Below are 21672 nucleotides of genomic sequence, written 5' to 3'. Positions count from 1 at the left end.
ATTTAATTTATTATCACTATAGATGATTTCTAAATATATATAATAAAAAATAATATTTTAAACATGTATTGACTTGCTCAAAGTGCTATTTTTTAGCTCTGTTTTTCATTTTTTAGTATAAAACTTTCAGTCAATTTCTAGTAGGTTAACAAATATGAAATTTATATTTTCATTTACAATAAATAGGTAACTCAACCATACAATAGTGCTAATACAAATTAGTGTTCAATCCTTAACTTAATCAACATGGATTTTAAAATGAATACAAAAGAAAATTACGACAGAATTATTGAAAAAGAGCATATAGGCCATACAACCTTAGCTTTATTAACGAATCAAGATGCTCTTTCAACCCGCGAAGTCGGTATTTTTACATTAGACGATTTAATTAGCATACATCGCCATGTTTACTTCTCTCTTTCTTTGCCTTGGAAAAAAAATGATATTCTAAAATGGTTTGGTATTACCTCATCAACCACTTTACCAATAGATACAGACGAATTAATTAATACCATTATCAATATTCGAGATCATGCCAATACCTGGGATAATGTCGAGCAACATGTTAAAGAGCAATCTGTCAACCTATCTCTAGCTAGCCGAAACATTATACATACAGGAGGGCAGATTATTGAATATATAAACCATATGCCTATATTGAAAAGGGTATCAGACAGTTTGAATGATATTAATGAAAGTGAGTTAGATGAAATATTTTATCAAAGCGATGACCAACAAATAGCGACTGAACTAACTAATATCTTACAATTAATTAAAGATGATATTAAGGAGCAATCCATTAAGACAAGTAATATTAAAAATATCATTTCAGATTTTAGAGTACATATTACAGGTGGGTATCTATCTAATTATCAACACGTTGAATCATTATTGTTTAATATTAAAGGGTTATATAATCAACTTGAAACTACTGATAATGAAATTACAGATAGCTACTTACAAGAATTACTTAAAACGAAAAAGCAGGAACTACAGCAATTAGAACAAGAGTATTCACATTTTGTAAAACTCAGCTTCACCGGCTTAGCAGGTGGTGTCATCGGTCTCATTATTACTGGTAGTATTTTTGGCTCGAAAGCTGAAAAAATTCGAGCAAGAAAAAATGAAACATTAGCAGAAATAAAATCAATTAACGACCAAATTAACAAAGAAGAACTCATCAAAAAAGTTATCTTTGATATTCAAATTAACCTCCATAAAATCGATGGTTTCTTTAAAGATGCACGGTTAGCCGTTGACCATTTAGATTATATGTGGCTTGTCCTCCTAACTGAAATAACCCAATCAATCGAGGTTTTCAAAAAAATCAATAACGCTGATAAACTTATTAAATTCATTACTCATTTCAAACGAATTGTTACATCCTGGTATACCATTCAAGAATACTCTACACACTTAATAACGTTATTTGACCAAATTCAACCAAATAACACCCCCCCTCAATAAAAGGTACTCATATGCAAGATAAGCTTGATTTACCGATATTGCCCTCCATTGATATTTATCAGTTAAGGCATATGTCAAATGAAATTTCCGCATTTAATAAAAATATAATACATTATGACTTTATCATACACGGAAAGATACAAAAAATTGCAAGTAAGACTTTCAATATAAATGAAACAATCAGAAACTCGATACCGAAGCTAAAAATAAAATTAAATTATATTTTAAAAAGTGAATTAAATAGTGAAAATACAAATATACCTGACGGAATTTTAGTCACAAGCTTTATTGAGGATTTAATTGATTTTAAATTAGAGCTAGAAAGAATAATTACCAAATTCAGTTACACCACCGACTCTCTATCACTCATTCACGTGGAAGAAAGCAACCAACATAAACTACAGCAATACTCAGAACAAAAAGAACTCCTAGTCACATCCAAAAATAGCAAAATGCTAAAAATAAACGAAATCAATCAGCAACACTCCGTTATTACCGCAGCAGAAGATATCATCTTAAAATCTAAAATCACTGATTTCTTAAAAAAACATTTGTTGAATGATGAGTTAATTGACTCAATTGATATGCCAACAAATAAAAAGCAAATATTAAAATCAGCCATTGCCTTTATTAAGAATTTATTATCAGTCATTGATGATGGTTTAGAATTTGCGCAACTTGTCGAGGTCAGGCTAGATTTAGGAAACCAAATTTTAGAATTAAAAGAAGAAGTTAATCACATTGATAAAACAATATTTAAGCTTTCTCAACTCATGCTCTTATCAGAACAAATCACCGCTATAGATTCACATAAATTATCAATTATTACTCAGATAGGCCTCATTAAGAATTATTGGTGGGAATGGTGCCATTTTATTAATGAAAAATCGTCTGAAAAAACAGTGAATATTCAAAAGATCAATACCGCAAGCCAAGTACTAATGTCTTTTTTAGATGATATGGAATACCAATATCAGCGTCAGTTACCTGATTAAAAAAAACCGGCTACTCAAAAGTAGCCGGTTTATCAACTATAGGAAATTTTAGCCTATTAGTTAATCACAGCAAGTGCTGTTGATGTCATATCAATAAGAGGTTGTGGCCATACACCAAAGACAATAACCGCAATGGCGCAAATAACAGCAACAACGGTCCCTAACGTTGCTTTTTCAGGGCCTGTATAACGTTCTGCATGTTCTGCATCGCGGCTATATAGGCTAGCCATAAAGCTTAGGTAGTAATATAAACCAATTGCACTACCAACCACTACAGTTCCTGTTAACCACCATAACTCTGCATTCACCGCGGATGCAATCACATAGAATTTACCAATAAATCCTAATGTAATTGGAATACCTGCCAGCGACAGCATCATCACAGTCATTACCGTTGCTAGAACGGGTTTATGCCAGAACAGCCCACGGAATGCACTGAAATCATCCTGGTCATCACCACGATAAGGACTGGAAACGATACTCACAACACCAAATGCGCCTAAGCTTGCAAACAAGTAACCCACTAAGTAGATTGCGATAGTCACTTGTGACGCTACTGGGTCGATACGTAACGCAACAAGGGCAACGAGTAAATAACCCATATGCGAGATAGATGAGTAACCCAGCAAGCGTTTTGCGCTTTTTTGTGTGATAGCCAGTAAGTTACCAAACAAGATAGATGCTATGGCAATCACTGAAATCACAATCGCTAACGTATTGCTGTTGGCAATTGGTGCTTCCAAAAAGATACGCACTAATACGGCAAAGATAGCGATTTTACTACCCGTTGCTAAGAAAGCTGATACAGGTGCAGGCGCACCTTGATAAACGTCTGGTGTCCACAGTTGGAATGGAAACAGTGACAGTTTAAAGCCAAAACCAACAATGAGCATACCGAAACCAATCATCACTAATGGGGCGTGAATTTGGTTATCAGAAAGACTTTGACCAACAGCTGCGAAGCTTAAGCTACCCGATTCCGCATACAGTAACGCAATTCCGAATAACAGGAATGAAGACGCTGCTGCAGATAACAGCATGTACTTGATCCCAGCTTCTAATGTGCGACTGCGCTCAAAGGTATAGGCAACTAAGCCAAACAGTGGCAATGAAATCAGCTCAATACCGATAAACATCGACGCCATATGGTTTGACATAGATAACAGCACACCACCTGCCACCGCGATAGCAACTAACAAGTGGAATTCATCTCTATTGTCGCCAAAACCTTCCAGCCAGTGGTAGGCAAAGATGCTGGTACCGATACCTGCAATCAGGACTAATGCACTATAGAACAGCGCAAAGCCATCAACACGGATAAGCGAAGTCACATCCATTAGATAGCCGTCGGCTACCCAAATCAGTGAAAGCAACGCAATAACAAAGCCAGATACTGTCAGCGCGGCACTGGTAAGGTGATCGCGTCGCCACGCAATGGACAGCATCACAACCACCGCCGTCAACCCGACGATCATCAGTGGTAGTATTGCGATCAGTTCTTGAGGAGTTATTGTCATGGCGAATTACAGCCCTAATGTTGTAAGTGAAGCAGAATACAGGTTATGCAATGTTTCCATCGAACCAATTGAGGTATCTAAAATTGGTTGTGGGTAGAAACCGATAATAACCAGTAAAGCAGCCAGAGCCAGCAGCACACCAAATTCACGTGCCGTTAACCCTTTCATTTCTTTTTCAGACTTAGGTGTACCGTAGTAGGTCTGTTGCATCATCCACAGTGAGTAGATAGACGCAAACACCACACCAAAGACCATAATACAAGTCACTAACGTGAATTGGCTGAAGCTGCCAAACAGGATCATAAATTCACCAATGAAGTTACCTGTACCTGGCATTCCTAGCGTTGCCGCAGCAAAGAACAGGGACATTCCTGGTAACCATTTAATGCGTTTCCATAATCCACCCATCATACGCATATCACGCGTTTGCGTACGTTCATACAGTTGACCACTAATGATAATCAGTGCCGCACCAGACAAACCATTGGTGATCATTTGAACTACAGCACCTTGGTAGGCCAAGGTTGAACCCGCGTAAATAGCGACTGTCACAAAGCCCATATGGGATAAGCTACTGTACGCTGCAAGACGTTTGATATCCGTTTGTTTGAACGCCAACCATGCACCGTAGAAGATACTGATCACACCCAGCGTCATCGCCACTGGCGTGAACTGGATAGAGGCTTCAGGGAACAGAGGCAAAGTAAAGCGTAACAGGCCGTATGCTGCGGTTTTTAGCATGATACCGGAGATATCCACGGAACCCGCTGTAGGCGACTGTTCTTGGGTATCTGCCATCCAACCATGGAAAGGAACCAATGGCATTTTAACGGCAAAGGCGATAAAGAAGCCTAACATCAACATAAACGCAACGTTACTAGACAGCTCTGCGCCTAACAGTTGGTTATAATCGAATGTTAATACGCCTGAAGTATTGTAATTCGCTAGTGCCAATCCAATGATGGAAACCAACATGATCAAGCCACTTGCTTGCGTATAGATAAAGAACTTAGTCGCGGCTTTGATATGTTGTCTGTTTTCTGACCCTTTGTGCCCCCAATTGGCAATCAGGAAGTACATTGGGATCAGCATCATCTCCCAGAAGAAGAAGAATAAGAACAAGTCAACCGCGGTGAAAATCCCCATCACACCTGTGATAATCCACAGCAGGTTAAAGTGATACGCACCTTGGTTCTTCTGGTTTTCACTCCAAGAGCTCAGAATCGAGAAAGCCCCCATGATAGCCGTTAATACGACCATCAGCAGTGATAAACCGTCAATAGCTAAATGAAAGTCAATTCCCAGTGACGGGATCCACGGCATAAAGAAAACAGATTGCCATTGTGGAATCCCTTGTGGATTAACAAGAGAGTAATTCCCTTCTAACCACAATTGCACGGAGAGTATTAATGTTATTCCCATCGTCGCCAGTGCAATCCAGCGCGGTGCGCGATGACTGAACCGGTCAGCCTGCCAGCTTAGCAGGCCTCCGATGAAGGGAATGAGTATTAGCCAGGGTAATAGCATGGCGCAATGTGTCCCTTAATTAAACCAAAAGCAGCAGAGCAAGAATCAGCACTGCACCCAGCCCCAACGAGGCAACATACCAACGGATTTGGCCGTTTTCACTCACTGCAAGCCCTTTATTTGCCCAACGTGAAAGATGTGCAGGGATATTCATCAGAGAGTTAATCGGATCGCTTTCCAGTAGCCATGCAATACCTTTAAACGGTTTTACAAAGACTACGTCATACAGCCAGTCGAAGCCCCACGCTTGGTACCACCATGCGCTGAAGAAACGACCCACCGCAGTTTTCGCGATAGCATCGACTATTGAACGTCTAAACAGGTAGAGGAATACCGCAATTAATAGACCAGCGATAGCAAACCCGCCAGAAATCGCTTCGAGTAAGACTTTACCGTCTTCACTGCCAGCCGCTTCTGCAGGGAATACCCCTTCGAGTGGTTGGTGGATTAATGCACCAACAAACGTTGCAAGGATAGCCAAAATGCCCAGTGGTAATGTGTGAGTGATGCCTTTAACCTTATGCGCTTTGATTTTTGCTTCACCGTGGAACACGATGAAAATCATACGGAAGGTATAAATTGCGGTCATTAATGCACCGAGGATACCTGCCCACAACAATACAGTTTGTCCATCAAGCTGCGCTCCCCACAAAATGGCATCTTTACTGTAGAAACCAGCAGTAAACAATGGCAATGCTGCCAGTGCGCTTCCGCCAATCAACATCACAGCGTAGATAAATGGAATTTGCTTACGCAATCCGCCCATTTTGAAGATATTTTGCTCGTGGTGGCATGCCAAAATGACCGAACCTGCTGACAGGAACAACAGTGCTTTAAAGAAAGCGTGCGTCATCAGGTGGAAAATCGCAGCATCCCAAGCTTGCACACCGAGAGCCAAAAACATATAACCGATTTGGCTCATCGTGGAATAAGCAAGCACGCGCTTGATATCGGTTTGAACCAGTGCAGCAAACCCTGCCAGTACTAATGTCACTGCGCCCACAACGCCAACTAGATGTAAAACTTCTGGCGCTAATAAGAACAGAACGTGGGTACGAGCCACTAAGTACACACCGGCCGTTACCATGGTTGCGGCGTGGATCAATGCTGAAACTGGCGTTGGACCCGCCATCGCATCTGCCAACCACGTTTGCAATGGTAACTGTGCTGATTTACCGACTGCGCCACCTAATAACATTAAGGTTGCCCAATTGATCGCACTCGAACCTTCAGCAAATTTCTGAGGTGCTAACACCGCCATTTCGCTGAAATTCAATGTGCCGAGCTCATTCCACAGGATAAACATACCAATGGCGAGGAATACATCACCGATACGCGTGACAAAGAACGCTTTCATTGCGGCTTTACCGTTTTCTGGATTGGTATAATAGAAACCAATCAACAGGTAACTGCACAGCCCTACCCCTTCCCAACCGAGATACATCAGCATCATATTATCAGCGAGGACTAAGACCACCATACTCGCGATAAACAGGTTAGTGTAAGCGAAGAAACGTGAGTAACCTTCCTCACCACGCATATACCAAGAAGCGTATACATGAATAAGGAAGCCCACACCCGTTACCACACCTAACATGGTCAGAGATAGACCATCTAACATTAGGGTGAATGGGATATTAAAGGTACCGACAGACATCCAAGTCCACAGAGGTTGGATGAACACGCTACCAGCGTCTTGAGCTAAAAATTCATTGCCAGCATAGAATGCGACGATGGCCGCTAAGCCGACCGACCCCGCACCAATAATGGCCGAAACGTTTTCTGACCAGCGTCCACGGGAGAAGGCTAACAACACCGACCCCAGTAAAGGCAACAGAATAGTTAAATAGAGTAGGTTCATCCGCGCATCTCACTGACTTTATCAATATTCAGGTTCTGACGATGACGATGGAGTTGCAGTAACAACGCCAATCCAATACTCGCCTCCGCTGCAGCCAATGTAATTGCCAATATATACATAATTTGGCCGTCTGGCTGCCCCCAAAAACTCCCTGCAACCACAAATGCCAGTGCAGTTGAGTTAATCATGATTTCCAGTCCGATCAGCATGAAAAGCAGATTGCGGCGAATAACAAGGCAGCTAAGCCCCATCACAAATAAAATCGCCGCTAAAATCAGACCATGTTCTAGAGGTATCATTTTTGCTCCTCCGCCTTCGCGATACTGACAAGATCAGCACCGTTTTCTTTACGGTCACGTCCAACGTGGAATGCGACAACTAAACCAGCTAGTAGTAACAGTGACGCCAATTCGACAGCCAGAACGTAAGGCCCGAACAAGCTAATACCCACTTCTTTCGCCCCAATGATGGTGCCCTCAATGCCTTCTTGATATGACAATGAGGTGATGCCGTAAACTAAGATAGCCAATAAAACTGCGGATAACACAGCAGGACCAATCCAGTTTTTCGGCGTCAACCAAGCGCGCTCTTGTTCTTGAACAGAACGTCCTAGGTTGAGCATCATCACGACGAACACGAACAGGACCATGATGGCACCTGCATAAACGATGATTTCCAACGCTCCAGCAAAATACGCGCCGAGGGAGAAAAACACCATTGACAGAGCCAGCAGAGAAACAACCAGATACAACAGTGCATGCACCGGATTTGTATTCGTTATCACCCTTAAAGTTGCTAAAATGGCAACTAGACCGGCGATATAAAATGTAAATTCCATGAATATCGCTCCTTATGGCAACAGGTCTTTGACGTTGATAGGTTTCGCTTCGTTATCCGCTTCACCTTTGTCTTTACCTGCAATCGCCATACCTGATTTACGGTAAAAGTTATAATCAGGATATTTACCCGGACCTGAAATCAACAGGTCATTTTTCTCGTAAACCAGATCCTGACGTCTCCAATCGGCCATTTCAAAATCAGGTGTTAATTGGATTGCCGTGGTAGGGCAAGCCTCTTCACACAGACCACAGAAAATACAGCGCGAAAAGTTAACGCGGAAAAATTCAGGGTACCAGCGGCCATCTTCGTGTTCAGCTTTTTGCAGTGAGATACAACCCACAGGGCAAGCTACCGCACACAAGTTACATGCAACACAACGCTCTTCACCGTCTGGATCGCGCGTCAACACGATACGACCACGGTAACGGGGTGGCAGATAAACCGGCTCTTCTGGATACATTTGCGTTTCGCGTTTATCGAACGCATGTAGGCCGACCATCCAAATACTACGTACTTGGGTGGCGAAACCGACCAATAACTCTTTCAATGTCATGGTTCAATCACCCCTTACTGAGCGTTGTATAAAATCACTGCTGCAGTACCCAGCAGATTAAGCAGTGTCAGCGGCAGGCAAATTTTCCAACCGAAAGACATCACTTGGTCATAACGTGGACGCGGTAAAGAGGCACGGATCAAGATAAACATCATCATGAAAAAGCCAGTTTTGATAGCAAACCACAAGAATGACGGCAGGAATGGACCATGCCAGCCACCAAAGAACAGCGTCACAATCAGTGCAGAAACCGTTACGATACCGATATACTCACCAACGAAGAACAGACCGAACTTCATCCCTGAGTATTCAACGTGGTAACCATCCGCAATCTCTTGTTCTGCTTCTGGTTGGTCAAACGGGTGACGGTGACATACCGCAACGCCCGCTATCGCAAAAGTCACAAAACCAAAGAATTGAGGAATAATATTCCACATGCCTTCTTGGGAGTTCACAATATCAATCAGGTTGAATGAACCTGCTTGTGCAACCACACCCATTAAAGAAAGGCCTAAGAATACTTCGTAACTCACGGTTTGTGCTGACGCACGCATCGCACCTAATAATGAGTATTTGTTATTACTTGACCAACCTGCGAATAACACCGCGTAGACCGCCAGACCCGCCATCATTAGGAAGAATAAAATCCCAATATTCAGGTCTGCAACGTGCCATGTTGGGCTAACAGGGACGATAGCAAATGCAAGGAACAATGAACAAAATGCGATAACTGGTGCTAGCGTAAAGATTTTCTTATCCGCGAACTGTGGGATCCAGTCTTCTTTAAACAGCATTTTGAACATGTCGGCGATTAACTGGCCCATCCCAAACGGGCCAACGCGGTTTGGACCATAACGGTTCTGGAACAGACCGAGAATACGGCGCTCTCCCAGACTCATGTATGCCCCACAAGTCACAACAACCAATAAAATGACGACAGATTTAAGGATGGAAATTAATACTTCCATCACTTCAGGAGAAATCCAATCCATCATGCTCCCCTCCGCAGATTATTGACTGACACGCCAGCCATTGACGGTGCGATACCTGGCATTCCTAGCGGTAAGCCAATTTGACCGGTAGACAGGTGATTACTGAGGCGAACAGTCAAGTTAAACGCTTGACCTGCATGGCTAAACTCAGCTTTAGCACCCGCTGACAGCCCCAGTGCCGCAGCATCTTGCGTGTTCAGCATGATATAAGGCTCAGGCATACGCTCTTGGATCACCTCTGAACGCTGTGACATTTCATCACTGCCAAACAGGTGGTAATAAGGTGCGACGACCCACTGCGCTTCGCTAGCTTGATAAGCCGCTGGAATTTCAGTGAAGTAAGCCAATTTGCTCTCTGTTGAATTGAACAAACGGATACCCGGGTCACCAAATAACAGGTGCCCCCCCACTTCGGCTTGGAATTTATTCCATGCTTGCGGTGAGTTCCAACCTGGTGCCCATGCAAATGGAATTTGCTGGCGCGGTGCGGTTGGGCTGTTGTTCCCTTCCATTGAGAAAGCAAATGGAGAGTCAATATCTTGCGGTTGACGAGGTTCATGGACAGATTGATTTGCTAGCATCGCTGTACGGCCACTGTAACGATGTGGTTCACGCGCCAGTTTTTGACCACGAATACGGAAAGACGCTTTTGGTGCGGCATCAACCATACCTGAGAATTGTGGCATTGCGGCAACACAATCAGCGATAACGTGATCAAGTTGAGACCAATCCGCATCACGCTCTTGCGCTTCAGTTTGTAGTGAATGCATCCAGCGCCAGCTTTCGTTCATCACGATAGCTTTATCGTAATACGTTGGGTCGAAGACTTGGAAGAAACGCTGTGCACGACCTTCTTGGTTAATCAACGTACCGTCTGCTTCAGCAAAACTTGCTGCTGGCAGAACTAATGTTGCTTTATCCATGATGTCGGTTTGCTGATGATCCGCTACAATCAAGTGGCTCAATTTCGCTAATGCGCTATTGACTGCATCCACGCTGCTGTGACGGTACAGGTCGTTTTCGATAACAATAGCCACATCCGCTTCGTTCGCTTCTATGCGAGCTAAAGCGCTGTCTAATGGCTGTGCATTCATCATTGCCAGACCGAAACTATTTGCATGAGACGCTAAGTAAGATAACCCAACGTTCGCGCCTTTCGCTTTCAGTGCAAATGCCACGTTAGCGGCCGCTTGGATCATTGCCTCGCTGGCACTATGGCTACCACTGATAATTAATGGTTTTTTCGCACCCGCTAAGGCCTGAGCAATGGTTTCCACTTTGGCTTTTAAGTCTGCGGGTAAATCATTCACCGCAGGGGCTTCGCCATTAATCATATTGGCGATAGCAAAACCGAAGCGCGCTTGGTCAGCCACTGGAGCACGGTAATTGAAGGCAGCCACATCGTCTAAACGAGTGTCATCAACATTGGTAATAAACAGCGGATATTTTGCGTGTTGACCAATATTCATGATTGCCGCGATTTGCCAGTCAGCCACTTTTTGCGCTGCCGCCATCTCACGAGCTTTACCTTTCACCGCTTGGCGTACAGATAACGCCATACGTGCACCTGTCTGAGTTAAATCTTCACCCAGTACCAGTACCGCATCATAGCCTTCTACTTCACGCAGTGTTGGCGTATAGATACCGCCGTTTTGCAGAATATTTTGCATTAATGCTAAACGACGCTGCTCTCCCGCAGAAATACCGGAATAGAAGTTTTCTGCTCCAACTAATGCGCGTAATGCATAGTTGCTTTCAACGCTAGCGCGTGGAGAACCGATACCAATCACTTTTTTCGCTTGATTGATAATTTGCGCACCACTTTGCATCGCTTCGATAGCCGAAATCACGTTCTTAACGCCATTTTTATTGAGTACGGCTTGGCGAGGACGGTCTTTACGGTTGACGTAACCATAACCAAAGCGACCACGGTCACACAGGAAATAGTGGTTTACCGAGCCGTTATAACGGTTTTCGATGCGACGGATTTCACCATAACGCTCACCAGGGCTAGTGTTACAACCGATACTGCACTGTTGGCAGATACCGGGTGCAAACTGCATATCCCATTTACGGTTATAGCGCTCAGAGTGGGTTTTATCGGTGAATACCCCGGTTGGACAAACTTCAACTAAGTTACCGGAGAACTCACTTTCCAGCGTACCGTCTTCAGTACGACCGAAATACACATAGTTATGTGCCCCATAAACCCCTAAATCCGTGCCATCTGCGTAATCTTTGTAGTAACGAACACAGCGATAACACGCAATACAACGGTTCATTTCATGACTAATAAATGGACCAAGGTCTTGGTTAATGTGAGTCCGTTTCGTAAAACGATATTTACGCATGTTATGACCGGTCATTACCGTCATATCTTGTAGGTGACAGTTCCCCCCTTCCTCACAGACTGGGCAGTCATGAGGGTGGTTGGTCATCAGCCATTCCACGACACTTTCACGGAATTGTTTGGCTTCTTCATCATCAATTGAGATGTAGGTACCTTCCGTTGCGGGTGTCATACAAGACATTACTAGGCGACCGCGTGTGTCATCTGCGTTCTGATACTGCTTAACCGCACACTGGCGGCAAGCGCCAACGCTTCCCAGCGCCGGATGCCAGCAAAAATAAGGAATATCTAGCCCGAGAGAAAGACAGGCTTGTAACAGGTTTTCAGACCCGTTTACGTCATATTCTTTGCCGTCTACATATATTGTAGCCATAGTCAGCATGCTTCCCAAAGGCCCGCATAAAGCAGGCGTTAATCAAAAATACGTTCTTCGTGAAAAATCTCTTTAGCGGTTGCTCAATCGCTAAATAATTACCAACGCTGCTTCAGCAGGTTGGGTTGGATACCCGCAATCTGCACAATGTTACGCAGATCTTTTTGCGAAATACCCGCTTCGAATTCATCACGGAAATATTTGATGGCACTTTGTAGCGGTTCGACCGCACCCGGTGCGTGAGCGCAGAAAGTTTTACCCGGTCCTAAGAAACGGCACAGCTGCTCTAGGGTTTCAATATCCCCCGGCTGCCCTTCTCCTTTTTCCAGCGCTTGTAAAATTTTCACACTCCATGGCAAACCATCACGGCACGGCGTACACCAACCACAGGATTCACGAGCAAAGAAGGTTTCTAAGTTACGCACTAAAGAAACCATGTTGATTTCATGATCAACCGCCATCGCCAATGCAGTACCAAGACGGCTTCCTGCTTTGGCAATATTTTCGAAATCCATTGGTAAGTCGAGGTGGTCGTTGGTTAGGAAGTCTGTCCCTGCTCCACCCGGCTGCCATGCTTTTAATTTCAGTCCATCACGCATACCACCTGCGTAATCTTCCAAAACTTCACGTGCCGTTGTACCAAATGGCAATTCCCACAGACCCGGGTTTTTCACACGGCCAGAGAAGCCCATTAATTTAGTACCCGCGTCTTTACTCTTACCGGCGCTTAAATCGATATACCATTGGTCTCCGTGCTCTAAAATGGCAGGCACGTTACAAATGGTTTCGACGTTATTAACGCAAGTTGGCTTACCCCAAGCACCTGATGTTGCAGGGAATGGTGGTTTAGAACGTGGGTTAGCACGGCGGCCTTCTAAAGAGTTAATCAGTGCGGTTTCTTCACCGCAGATATAACGCCCAGCGCCGGTGTGGACAAACAGTTCAAAATCGAAACCCGAACCGAGGATATTTTTTCCTAATAAACCCGCCGCTTTCGCTTCTTCGATGGCACGGCGTAGGTTTTGCGCGGCTTCAACATACTCACCCCGTAAGAAGATATAACCACGGTAGGCCTTAAGTGCATAAGCGCCCGTGATCATCCCTTCAACTAACAAGTGAGGGAGTTGCTCCATCAATAAACGGTCTTTATAGGTGCCCGGTTCCATTTCATCCGCATTACATAAAAAGTAACGCAGTTTCATGTTTTCGTCTTTTGGCATCAGGCTCCATTTCAGACCCGTTGAGAAGCCCGCTCCACCTCGCCCTTTCAGGCCAGCGTCTTTTACGAGATTCACAACTTCATCCGGTGCCATGCCTTTGAGCGCGCGCTCAAGACCTTTGTATCCGTTTTTACTGCGATACTCATCTAACCAAACAGGCTGATTGTCATCACGCAAACGCCATGTTAGAGGATGAGTTTCAGCAGTACGGATCACTGGATTAACAGAATTTGTCATGGATACTGCTCCAGTAATTTTTGAATATTTTCAGGCTGCACGTAGCTGTGAGTGTCATCATCGATCATCATCGTTGGACCCTTGTCACAGTTACCTAGGCAACAGGTCGGCAGCAATGTAAAGCGGCCATCAGCTGTTGTTTGACCAGGGCGAATATTAAGCTGTTTAATGATTTCAGCTTCTAAGCCCTGATAACCTGTAATATGGCAAACAACACTGTCGCAATAGCGAATAATGTGGCGACCCACTGGTTGGCGGAAGATTTGGCTATAGAATGTCGCCACCCCTTCAACATCACTGGCTGGGATGCCTAAGACGTCAGCGATAGCATGGATCGCACCATCTTCAACCCAACCGCGGTTTTTTTGCACAATTTTCAGTGCTTCAATTGAGGCAGCACGTGCGTCTTCGTAATGGTGTTTCTCACCTTCAATCTCTTCACGCTCTTTCTCTGTTAAGACAAAGCCATGATTGACTTGCGGTTCAAACACATTCACGACATTGAGCTCGTTGTGCTTCTCATTTTCGTTATGTTCATTATGCATGGTTAGCGATCCACATCCGACATTACAAAATCGATACTACCCAGATAGACGATTAAGTCTGAAACTAAACTACCTCTGATCACGGCAGGAATTTGCTGCAAGTGAGCGTAGCTTGGCGTACGAATACGCGTACGGTAGCTCATTGTGCTGCCATCACTGGTTAAGTAGTAGCTGTTGATACCTTTCGTCGCTTCAACCATCTGGAATGACTCATTTGCTGGCATCACCGGCCCCCAAGACACTTGTAAGAAGTGGTTGATCAGGGTTTCGATATGCTGCAACGTGCGCTCTTTTGGTGGCGGAGTTGTCAATGGATGGTCAGCTTTGAAAGGACCTTCTGGCATATTCTTATAGCATTGCTCAAGAATACGAATACTCTGGCGCATCTCTTCTACTTTGATCATCACACGGTCATAACAGTCACCGTTGTGAGCGATAGGAATATCGAACTCAAAGTTTTCATAACCTGAATATGGACGCCATTTACGCACGTCAAAATCAACGCCTGTTGCACGTAATCCAGCCCCTGTTACACCCCATGCCAGCGCCTCTTCTTTAGAGTACATTGCTGTCCCAATAGAGCGACCTTTTAAGATGGAGTTTTTCAGTGCAGAAGTCACATAAGACTCTAAACGTTTTGGCAACCAGTCTAATAACTCACGCAGCAGTTTTTCCCAACCACGCGGTAAGTCGTGCGCAACACCACCGATACGGAACCATGCAGGGTGCATACGGAAACCGGTAATCGCTTCAATCACGTTGTAGACTTTTTGACGGTCGGTAAACGCAAAGAAGACAGGGGTCATCGCACCAACGTCTTGGATATAGGTACTGATGTACAGTAAGTGGCTGTTAATGCGGAATAACTCAGACAGCATGACACGAATGGTTTTCACGCGATCCGGCACTTCAATGCCAGCCAGTTTTTCAACGGCCAACACATATGGCATTTCATTCACACAACCGCCGAGGTACTCGATACGGTCAGTGTAAGGAATGTAGCTATGCCATGACTGGCGTTCACCCATTTTTTCAGCACCACGGTGGTGGTAGCCAATGTCAGGTACGCAGTCAATAATTTCTTCACCATCCAGTTGTAATACGATACGAAACGCACCGTGTGAGGATGGGTGGTTTGGCCCCAAGTTTAGGAACATGAAATCTTCGTTTTCATTTCCACGTGCCATGCCCCACTCTTCTGGTTTGAAAGTCAAGGCTTCCATTTCCAGATCTTGTTTCTGCTTAGTCAGAACAAAAGGGTCAAACTCAGTCGCACGCGCAGGATAATCCTTACGCAGTGGGTGACCTTCCCAGCTTGGTGACATTAAAAGGCGACGTAAATTTGGGTGACCTTGGAACGTTATACCGAACATATCCCACACTTCACGCTCATGCCAATTCGCATTCGGGAACAGGGAAACAATAGACGGCACGTTTAAGTCTTTCTCATTAAGAGCGACTTTTAACATGATATCGCGGTTACGATCGATAGAGATGAGGTGGTAGAAAACACTAAAGTCTGCTTCTGGCAGACCTTGACGGTGAATTCGTTGACGTTCATCTACCCCATGTAAGTCAAATAACATGACATACGGTTTTGGTAATTTCTTTAGGAAATCGACCACTTCCAGTAACTGTTCACGACGCACCCAAAGCACTGGCATACCAGTGCGAGTTGCTTGAACAGAAAAGGCATCCGGCCCAAATTGATTGCGCAGTTCCAGAAGCACAGGGTCGTTTAAGTGATCCTGTGTCTGCCATCCTGGCTGGTTACTACTCGCTTGCGCTATCTGATCTGTCATCATTCTTCACCATAACGCTTGATCAGGTTTATTATTTCGCAACAACATTGCTCTGTTACGCTGTATGGCTTTAAGCCTTAAATTTCGTCTGGTGTACGCAGGTTTGTCACTGCAATACGTTCACCGTGCTTTCTTTCTCTTTCTGATTGCATATTGGCACGGTAAACCCCTTGGTCTCCAACAACCCAAGACAGCGGTCGACGCTCTTTACCGATAGATTCTTGCAACAGAAGCAGAGCCTGCATATAGGCTTCTGGACGCGGTGGGCAACCTGGGATATACACATCCACAGGAATAAATTTATCGACGCCTTGTACAACAGAGTAAATGTCATACATACCACCAGAGTTGGCACATGAACCCATGGAAATAACCCATTTTGGTTCAAGCATTTGGTCATACAGACGTTGAATAACAGGTGCCATTTTTGTGAAACAAGTACCTGCTACTACCATGAAATCGGCTTGACGAGGTGAAGCACGCAGTACTTCTGCACCAAAGCGGGCAACGTCATGAACAGCCGTGAACGAAGTCACCATTTCTACATAGCAACATGAAAGACCAAAGTTATATGGCCATAGAGAGTTTTTGCGCCCCCAATTAACCACATCGTGAAGTGCATGAGAAAGTTTTCCCATGTAAACACTGTTTTCAACTTGCTGCTCCAGTGGATCGGTAACGATTTCCTGAGTTTGCAGTGGGTAACGGTCGTTCTCACCGTTCGGATCTATGCGGGTGAGCGTATAATCCATTGTATAATGCCTCGCTTTTTACTGCGGATGACGATTGCTGATTTTAATAACTTCACTAGGATGCTTTACTTTTCCGCGGGAACGGACTGGAGTCCAATCCAATGCCCCAACGCGGACGAGGTAAAACAGTCCCGCCAACAATACCAAAATAAAGATCGCGGCTTCGATGAAACCTACCCAACCGGCTTCGCGGATGGCGACTGACCATGCAAATAAGAACATGGCTTCAACATCGAAGATAACGAAAAACATGGCAACTAAGTAAAACTTAGCAGACATGCGGAGACGTGCACTACCGACCGAGTCGATACCTGACTCATAAGGAACATGTTTTGTTCTGGCTTTGGCGCGGCTACCTAAAAAGTGACCTGCGACCAACATGAAAGCACAAAGACCGATAGTGCCGATAAGGAATATCGCAAACGCCCAGTTATGGGCTAACGCTAGGATTGATGTAGACATACTCGTTGCTTACTCATTACTTATGGTGTGTTAGCTGCTCTTTTTTACATCACGGCAGTATTGCACCACAATTGCCCAGTTAATCGAGAAGAAAGACCAAAATTGATCACAAACTAAAATATCACCAAACTTAAATCAGCCTGTTGACTGCGTTTGGTTTGTCCTCTCTCATTACAATTTATTTCACTTAAACTAAGTAAAATAACCCGTATTTGTTACAAAAACTTCACACTTCGAAAACAACAGAACAACAAAAAGTACTCATAATCTGCTAAAACGTGTCAGTGTAATGATACTCAAGTAAACACGCAAACTAGTTTAACTGATTATTCGTTTTTACTACACCATTATCTCAGGAAAAACCTGTCTTAACAGATGAAAAATTGCTCTTTTTATTTGATCTAACGCACACTTTTATTGAAAAAGTACTCAATTTGTTTACATAGCATTCAATTTAACTTTAAGTCTTTGTAACTCTTTTTAACGCATTACTTCAAGTAACTAACTGACATTACAGCGCTATTTTATCTATTCAATAAAAAAACATTGTTAATAACATAACAAATTGTTAACCAAACAATGAAATTCAGGTTATGCCAGCTACATCACAATTATTTCATGGTCTTTCTTATTTAACCATACTTATTAAGTGGTTATTTGTTTTTTTTATGAGCGGAAATTAATAAAAAATCGATAAATTTGAACTCGATATCCTACTAAGGATATCACTGGACATTATTTAAACATGCATAAAAACAAATTTCTCGATACCATTTCCCAATATTGAAAATTGAGTTCCACTGCATGAAATAATCGTTTCAGTTATTACCAACGAATCCGTTAAACTGTTATCTAACAACTTAACCTACCCGTGCGTTAACCATTTAACCAAAAATAGCTATCTCAGTCGCCACACGAGCCTTCTTTAGATTGCGATTAACACATTGATTTTATTTGTACACAGCCAATAACACATTGATCACAAACAAGTGATTCAGTAATAAACTAACAAAAATGATATAAAAAAACGGCAATCCCAAGATAATTGGAATTACCGCCAGTACAATAAATCGATTAGATATTGCGATTAAAGCAACCAGATGAATCGATTAACTTAATTACTTTCCTCGTTGCTATCCATCAACTCACTTGCTGAGGCTGCCACATAAGGAATTTTTTTGTTTTCAATCGCACCGAATACCGTCAGAACAAAATCTTTTTGTTCGTCTGCGTTTTTATATAACCAATACTGAATATCAGGTAAACGTGGTAACCCATCAGCTTCATTCAAAATACGTAAATCTGCATTTTGCATTTCCATTGGCCTTGCAGTTACCCCTACTTCCGCATTAACTGCTGCACGAACAGCAGGCAGAGAAGCCGCTTCATAAGCAACATGCCATGACAAACCTGCATCATCAAGGGCACTAGTACAAAGTTTACGATATGGGTTAGTTTCATCCATAACAACTAATGGGATCGGCTCATTCGGACGCAATTGAAAATCGGGTGCGCTATGCCACAAAACAGGCACGGTTCTTAAAGCCGTTTTAGGATGGTGGCTAATTCTTGCCGTTGTTAATGCAAGATCTATCTCATGGTTATCAAGCATTGACTCAATAAACTGAGCTCGTTTAATGCGTACTTCAATTGCAATTCTTGGATAGACAGACGCGATACGATTAAGCAAGAAAGGTAATAGGATATCGACGGTGTCATCAGATGCACCGATGCGCAATTCACCATCAGCGTCATTATAAGTTAATGATGCCGTTGCATCGTCATTGGCGCGCAATATTTGCCTTGCGTAGCCAAGTAATTGCAATCCATGTGCGGTAAGCAGTTTATTTCGTCCATGACGAGCAAAAAGCTCACGACCGACTAATTGTTCTAAACGTTGCATTTGCTGGCTCACAGCAGATTGTGTTCGACAAACGGCTGCAGCTGCAGCTGCAAATGTATTAAGATCTGCGACAGCAACGAAAGTACGTAGCAAATCAAGATCTAGGTTCATGATGGGACGATTGGAATTTATCATCGTTCATTCTCTTATATAATTTTATGTTACCTGGTGTTTCTGCTCTCCTCCATGAGAATCAGCGAGTTTATAGCGACTACTAAGCGAGTGCATTTCTAATCCATAGATCTGCAATAACTTCTAATTATTTTACTTTTCCACCCTGCTCATTATTTATAAGTGATAGAGCACGTGTGCAAATAGCATACTTCCAAAAGTCAAATAATTTTAATAAAAAGGGGATGTTTTCCTAAAAAACAAACTAACAAAGCGCTTTCTAGAACACGCCTAAATAGTAACATATTTAATGTAATCACAATTATTTTAATGTAAGCACATTATAAAATTCGTTTCACTATTTACCTATAGTTATATATATCAATTAGTTACAATTTTGAGCAACACTTTTTGTTAATAAAAATGACTCGAAACAATCAATATTACTAACAAAATCACACTAATTATTATAAAAAAAGGCTATTACAGCAAAAAAATCATGTCTATTTTAATGATTCAATGCTTAATATTACATTTTGATACAAATTTTCCTTTTCCTCTGTTTTTCTGCTTTTTTACTTTTTATACTCCAAAACATCAATAAATGTTAAAATTATAATCCAGACAATGCTATATTTTAGGAATATACAGCTAACTTAAACCATATAATAAGATACCAAACATTACATTTAAGCGTAAACCAACCTTTTACACCAAAAATAACCTTGCATCTTCAAAAGCTTCTGAGGGAGGAGTAGAGTAAAGGAATAACGCCGGCTCCACCAATGTAACCCTTAGGGTAATGAGAAAACTATGAATAATCTAACTAAATCCAGTAAGCTCGATAATGTTTGCTATGACATTCGTGGGCCCGTCTTAAAAGAAGCTAAACGCCTAGAAGAAGAAGGCAACAAAGTCCTCAAGCTCAATATTGGTAACCCGGCCCCATTTGGTTTTGAAGCCCCAGATGAAATCCTAGTTGATGTCTTGCGTAATCTGCCTAGTTCTCAGGGTTATTGTGATTCAAAAGGCTTATATTCTGCCCGTAAAGCGATTGTGCAGCATTACCAAGCTCGCGGTATTCATGAAATGACCGTGGAAGATGTCTACATTGGTAATGGCGTTTCTGAATTAATCGTACAAGCCATGCAAGCGCTGCTTAATAATGGTGATGAAATGTTAGTGCCTGCGCCTGATTACCCATTATGGACCGCTGCGGTTTCCCTTTCAGGTGGGAAAGCCGTTCATTATATGTGTGATGAGCAACAAGGTTGGATGCCTGATATTGAAGACATTCGCAAAAAAATCACCCCGAGAACGCGTGGTATTGTGGTCATAAACCCAAATAACCCAACCGGTGCGGTCTACAGTAAAGATCTGTTAATGGAAATTGTCGAATTGGCTCGCCAGCACAATCTTATTATTTATGCTGATGAGATCTACGATAAAATTCTTTATGATGATGCTGTACATCACTCTATTGCCGCCCTCGCCCCAGATTTATTAACCATCACATTTAATGGTTTATCTAAAACTTATCGCGTCGCTGGTTTTCGCCAAGGTTGGATGGTATTAAACGGCCCGAAAAAACATGCAAAAAGCTATATTGAAGGTTTAGAAATGCTGGCCTCGATGCGCCTGTGCGCTAACGTTCCAATGCAGCATGCTATTCAAACTGCACTCGGGGGCTACCAAAGTATCAGTGAATTTATTCAACCAGGTGGTCGTTTATATGAGCAACGTAATCGTGCATGGGAGTTGATCAACCAAATACCGGGCGTTTCATGTGTCAAACCACAAGGTGCTCTGTATATGTTCCCAAAAATCGATATTAAACGATTTAATATCTATGACGACCAGAAAATGATTTTAGACCTATTGTTACAAGAGAAAGTGTTATTAGTTCAAGGTACCGCATTTAACTGGCCTGAACCCGATCACTTTAGAATTGTCACATTACCTTATGCAGATGACCTTGAAATGGCGATTAATAAATTTGGCCGTTTCCTTGAAGGTTATCGCCAATAAAAATTTTATCAAACATAAAGTGAAAGCCTCCTACTCCGGAGGCTTTTTTATTCTAAATCGAGTCATCATTAATAGACTGTATTATTCTGATAATCAAATAATAGAAATAAAATAAATTGCCACCAGGAAAAAGCCCA

17 protein-coding genes are annotated in these 21672 nt (G+C 42.8%); 3 read left to right on the top strand and 14 right to left on the bottom strand.

Going from position 1 to position 21672, the window contains the following annotated elements:
* The first annotated feature begins 258 nt into the window (after positions 1-258).
* On the top strand, positions 259-1467 hold the full coding sequence (locus M1F17_RS08460; RefSeq protein WP_167732486.1) for an alpha-xenorhabdolysin family binary toxin subunit A: 1209 nt from the start codon (positions 259-261) through the stop codon (positions 1465-1467).
* Positions 1468-1478: 11 nt separating this feature from the next.
* On the top strand, positions 1479-2462 hold the full coding sequence (locus M1F17_RS08455; RefSeq protein WP_144140816.1) for an alpha-xenorhabdolysin family binary toxin subunit B: 984 nt from the start codon (positions 1479-1481) through the stop codon (positions 2460-2462).
* A gap of 56 nt (positions 2463-2518) precedes the next feature.
* On the opposite strand, the gene nuoN is transcribed toward M1F17_RS08455, so the two are convergent.
* From nuoN to M1F17_RS08385, 14 genes are all read right to left on the bottom strand, one after another.
* On the bottom strand, positions 2519-3979 hold the full coding sequence (nuoN, locus tag M1F17_RS08450) for an NADH-quinone oxidoreductase subunit NuoN (RefSeq protein ID WP_094962296.1): 1461 nt from the start codon (positions 3977-3979) through the stop codon (positions 2519-2521).
* 6 nt (positions 3980-3985) lie between these two features.
* Positions 3986-5506 carry an NADH-quinone oxidoreductase subunit M gene (gene nuoM / locus M1F17_RS08445; RefSeq protein WP_094962295.1) on the bottom strand — a complete coding sequence of 507 codons (1521 nt, stop codon included), beginning with the start codon at positions 5504-5506 and terminating at the stop codon, positions 3986-3988.
* Positions 5507-5525: 19 nt separating this feature from the next.
* The gene (gene nuoL, locus M1F17_RS08440; RefSeq protein ID WP_004259845.1) at positions 5526-7367 is read right to left on the bottom strand and encodes an NADH-quinone oxidoreductase subunit L; all 1842 of its coding nucleotides are present in this window, start codon (positions 7365-7367) and stop codon (positions 5526-5528) included.
* Positions 7364-7666, bottom strand: coding sequence for an NADH-quinone oxidoreductase subunit NuoK (gene nuoK, locus M1F17_RS08435; RefSeq protein ID WP_004259841.1), 303 nt, complete (start codon positions 7664-7666; stop codon positions 7364-7366). The genes nuoL and nuoK overlap by 4 nt, the downstream gene beginning before the upstream one ends.
* A complete protein-coding gene (gene nuoJ / locus M1F17_RS08430) occupies positions 7663-8205 on the bottom strand; it encodes an NADH-quinone oxidoreductase subunit J (protein ID WP_004259837.1) in 543 nt (180 codons plus the stop codon). The genes nuoK and nuoJ overlap by 4 nt, the downstream gene beginning before the upstream one ends.
* 12 nt (positions 8206-8217) lie before the next feature.
* Positions 8218-8760: an NADH-quinone oxidoreductase subunit NuoI gene (gene nuoI, locus M1F17_RS08425; protein ID WP_004259834.1), complete on the bottom strand. Its 543-nt coding sequence runs from the start codon at positions 8758-8760 to the stop codon at positions 8218-8220.
* A 14-nt stretch (positions 8761-8774) separates the two neighbouring features.
* A complete protein-coding gene (nuoH, locus tag M1F17_RS08420) occupies positions 8775-9752 on the bottom strand; it encodes an NADH-quinone oxidoreductase subunit NuoH (protein ID WP_004912244.1) in 978 nt (325 codons plus the stop codon).
* The gene (nuoG, locus tag M1F17_RS08415) at positions 9752-12475 is read right to left on the bottom strand and encodes an NADH-quinone oxidoreductase subunit NuoG (protein ID WP_094962343.1); all 2724 of its coding nucleotides are present in this window, start codon (positions 12473-12475) and stop codon (positions 9752-9754) included. The genes nuoH and nuoG overlap by 1 nt, the downstream gene beginning before the upstream one ends.
* 98 nt (positions 12476-12573) lie before the next feature.
* Positions 12574-13932 carry an NADH-quinone oxidoreductase subunit NuoF gene (nuoF, locus tag M1F17_RS08410; RefSeq protein ID WP_004259820.1) on the bottom strand — a complete coding sequence of 453 codons (1359 nt, stop codon included), beginning with the start codon at positions 13930-13932 and terminating at the stop codon, positions 12574-12576.
* A complete protein-coding gene (nuoE, locus tag M1F17_RS08405; RefSeq protein WP_036958085.1) occupies positions 13929-14477 on the bottom strand; it encodes an NADH-quinone oxidoreductase subunit NuoE in 549 nt (182 codons plus the stop codon). The genes nuoF and nuoE overlap by 4 nt, the downstream gene beginning before the upstream one ends.
* A 2-nt stretch (positions 14478-14479) precedes the next feature.
* Complete coding sequence (nuoC, locus tag M1F17_RS08400; RefSeq protein ID WP_004259810.1) at positions 14480-16282, bottom strand: NADH-quinone oxidoreductase subunit C/D; 1803 nt, start codon at positions 16280-16282, stop codon at positions 14480-14482.
* Between the two features lie 74 nt (positions 16283-16356).
* Entirely contained in the window at positions 16357-17031 is a 675-nt protein-coding gene (locus M1F17_RS08395) for a NuoB/complex I 20 kDa subunit family protein (RefSeq protein ID WP_004912254.1), read from the bottom strand.
* Positions 17032-17049: 18 nt separating this feature from the next.
* Positions 17050-17493 carry an NADH-quinone oxidoreductase subunit A gene (locus M1F17_RS08390; RefSeq protein WP_004259806.1) on the bottom strand — a complete coding sequence of 148 codons (444 nt, stop codon included), beginning with the start codon at positions 17491-17493 and terminating at the stop codon, positions 17050-17052.
* A 1114-nt stretch (positions 17494-18607) separates the two neighbouring features.
* A complete protein-coding gene (locus M1F17_RS08385; protein ID WP_036958083.1) occupies positions 18608-19531 on the bottom strand; it encodes a LysR family transcriptional regulator in 924 nt (307 codons plus the stop codon).
* Between the two features lie 789 nt (positions 19532-20320).
* Here M1F17_RS08385 and M1F17_RS08380 point away from each other — a divergent pair.
* Positions 20321-21535: a pyridoxal phosphate-dependent aminotransferase gene (locus tag M1F17_RS08380; protein WP_004259802.1), complete on the top strand. Its 1215-nt coding sequence runs from the start codon at positions 20321-20323 to the stop codon at positions 21533-21535.
* The last annotated feature ends 137 nt before the right edge of the window (positions 21536-21672 follow it).

Source organism: Providencia sp. PROV073, from assembly GCF_033688125.1.
Classification (GTDB): domain Bacteria; phylum Pseudomonadota; class Gammaproteobacteria; order Enterobacterales; family Enterobacteriaceae; genus Providencia; species Providencia hangzhouensis.
This window is presented reverse-complemented; position numbering and strand designations above follow the sequence as displayed.

Coding starts and splice junctions, on each gene's coding strand:
- nuoM (WP_094962295.1), bottom strand. CDS start 5,506: ATGCTATTACCCTGGCTAATACTCATTCCCTTCATCGGAGGCCTGCTA.
- nuoF (WP_004259820.1), bottom strand. CDS start 13,932: ATGACAAATTCTGTTAATCCAGTGATCCGTACTGCTGAAACTCATCCT.
- nuoC (WP_004259810.1), bottom strand. CDS start 16,282: ATGATGACAGATCAGATAGCGCAAGCGAGTAGTAACCAGCCAGGATGG.
- M1F17_RS08380 (WP_004259802.1), top strand. CDS start 20,321: ATGAATAATCTAACTAAATCCAGTAAGCTCGATAATGTTTGCTATGAC.
- nuoL (WP_004259845.1), bottom strand. CDS start 7,367: ATGAACCTACTCTATTTAACTATTCTGTTGCCTTTACTGGGGTCGGTG.
- M1F17_RS08395 (WP_004912254.1), bottom strand. CDS start 17,031: ATGGATTATACGCTCACCCGCATAGATCCGAACGGTGAGAACGACCGT.
- M1F17_RS08390 (WP_004259806.1), bottom strand. CDS start 17,493: ATGTCTACATCAATCCTAGCGTTAGCCCATAACTGGGCGTTTGCGATA.
- nuoG (WP_094962343.1), bottom strand. CDS start 12,475: ATGGCTACAATATATGTAGACGGCAAAGAATATGACGTAAACGGGTCT.
- nuoE (WP_036958085.1), bottom strand. CDS start 14,477: ATGCATAATGAACATAACGAAAATGAGAAGCACAACGAGCTCAATGTC.
- M1F17_RS08455 (WP_144140816.1), top strand. CDS start 1,479: ATGCAAGATAAGCTTGATTTACCGATATTGCCCTCCATTGATATTTAT.
- nuoK (WP_004259841.1), bottom strand. CDS start 7,666: ATGATACCTCTAGAACATGGTCTGATTTTAGCGGCGATTTTATTTGTG.
- nuoJ (WP_004259837.1), bottom strand. CDS start 8,205: ATGGAATTTACATTTTATATCGCCGGTCTAGTTGCCATTTTAGCAACT.
- M1F17_RS08460 (WP_167732486.1), top strand. CDS start 259: ATGAATACAAAAGAAAATTACGACAGAATTATTGAAAAAGAGCATATA.
- M1F17_RS08385 (WP_036958083.1), bottom strand. CDS start 19,531: ATGATAAATTCCAATCGTCCCATCATGAACCTAGATCTTGATTTGCTA.
- nuoH (WP_004912244.1), bottom strand. CDS start 9,752: ATGGATTGGATTTCTCCTGAAGTGATGGAAGTATTAATTTCCATCCTT.
- nuoI (WP_004259834.1), bottom strand. CDS start 8,760: ATGACATTGAAAGAGTTATTGGTCGGTTTCGCCACCCAAGTACGTAGT.
- nuoN (WP_094962296.1), bottom strand. CDS start 3,979: ATGACAATAACTCCTCAAGAACTGATCGCAATACTACCACTGATGATC.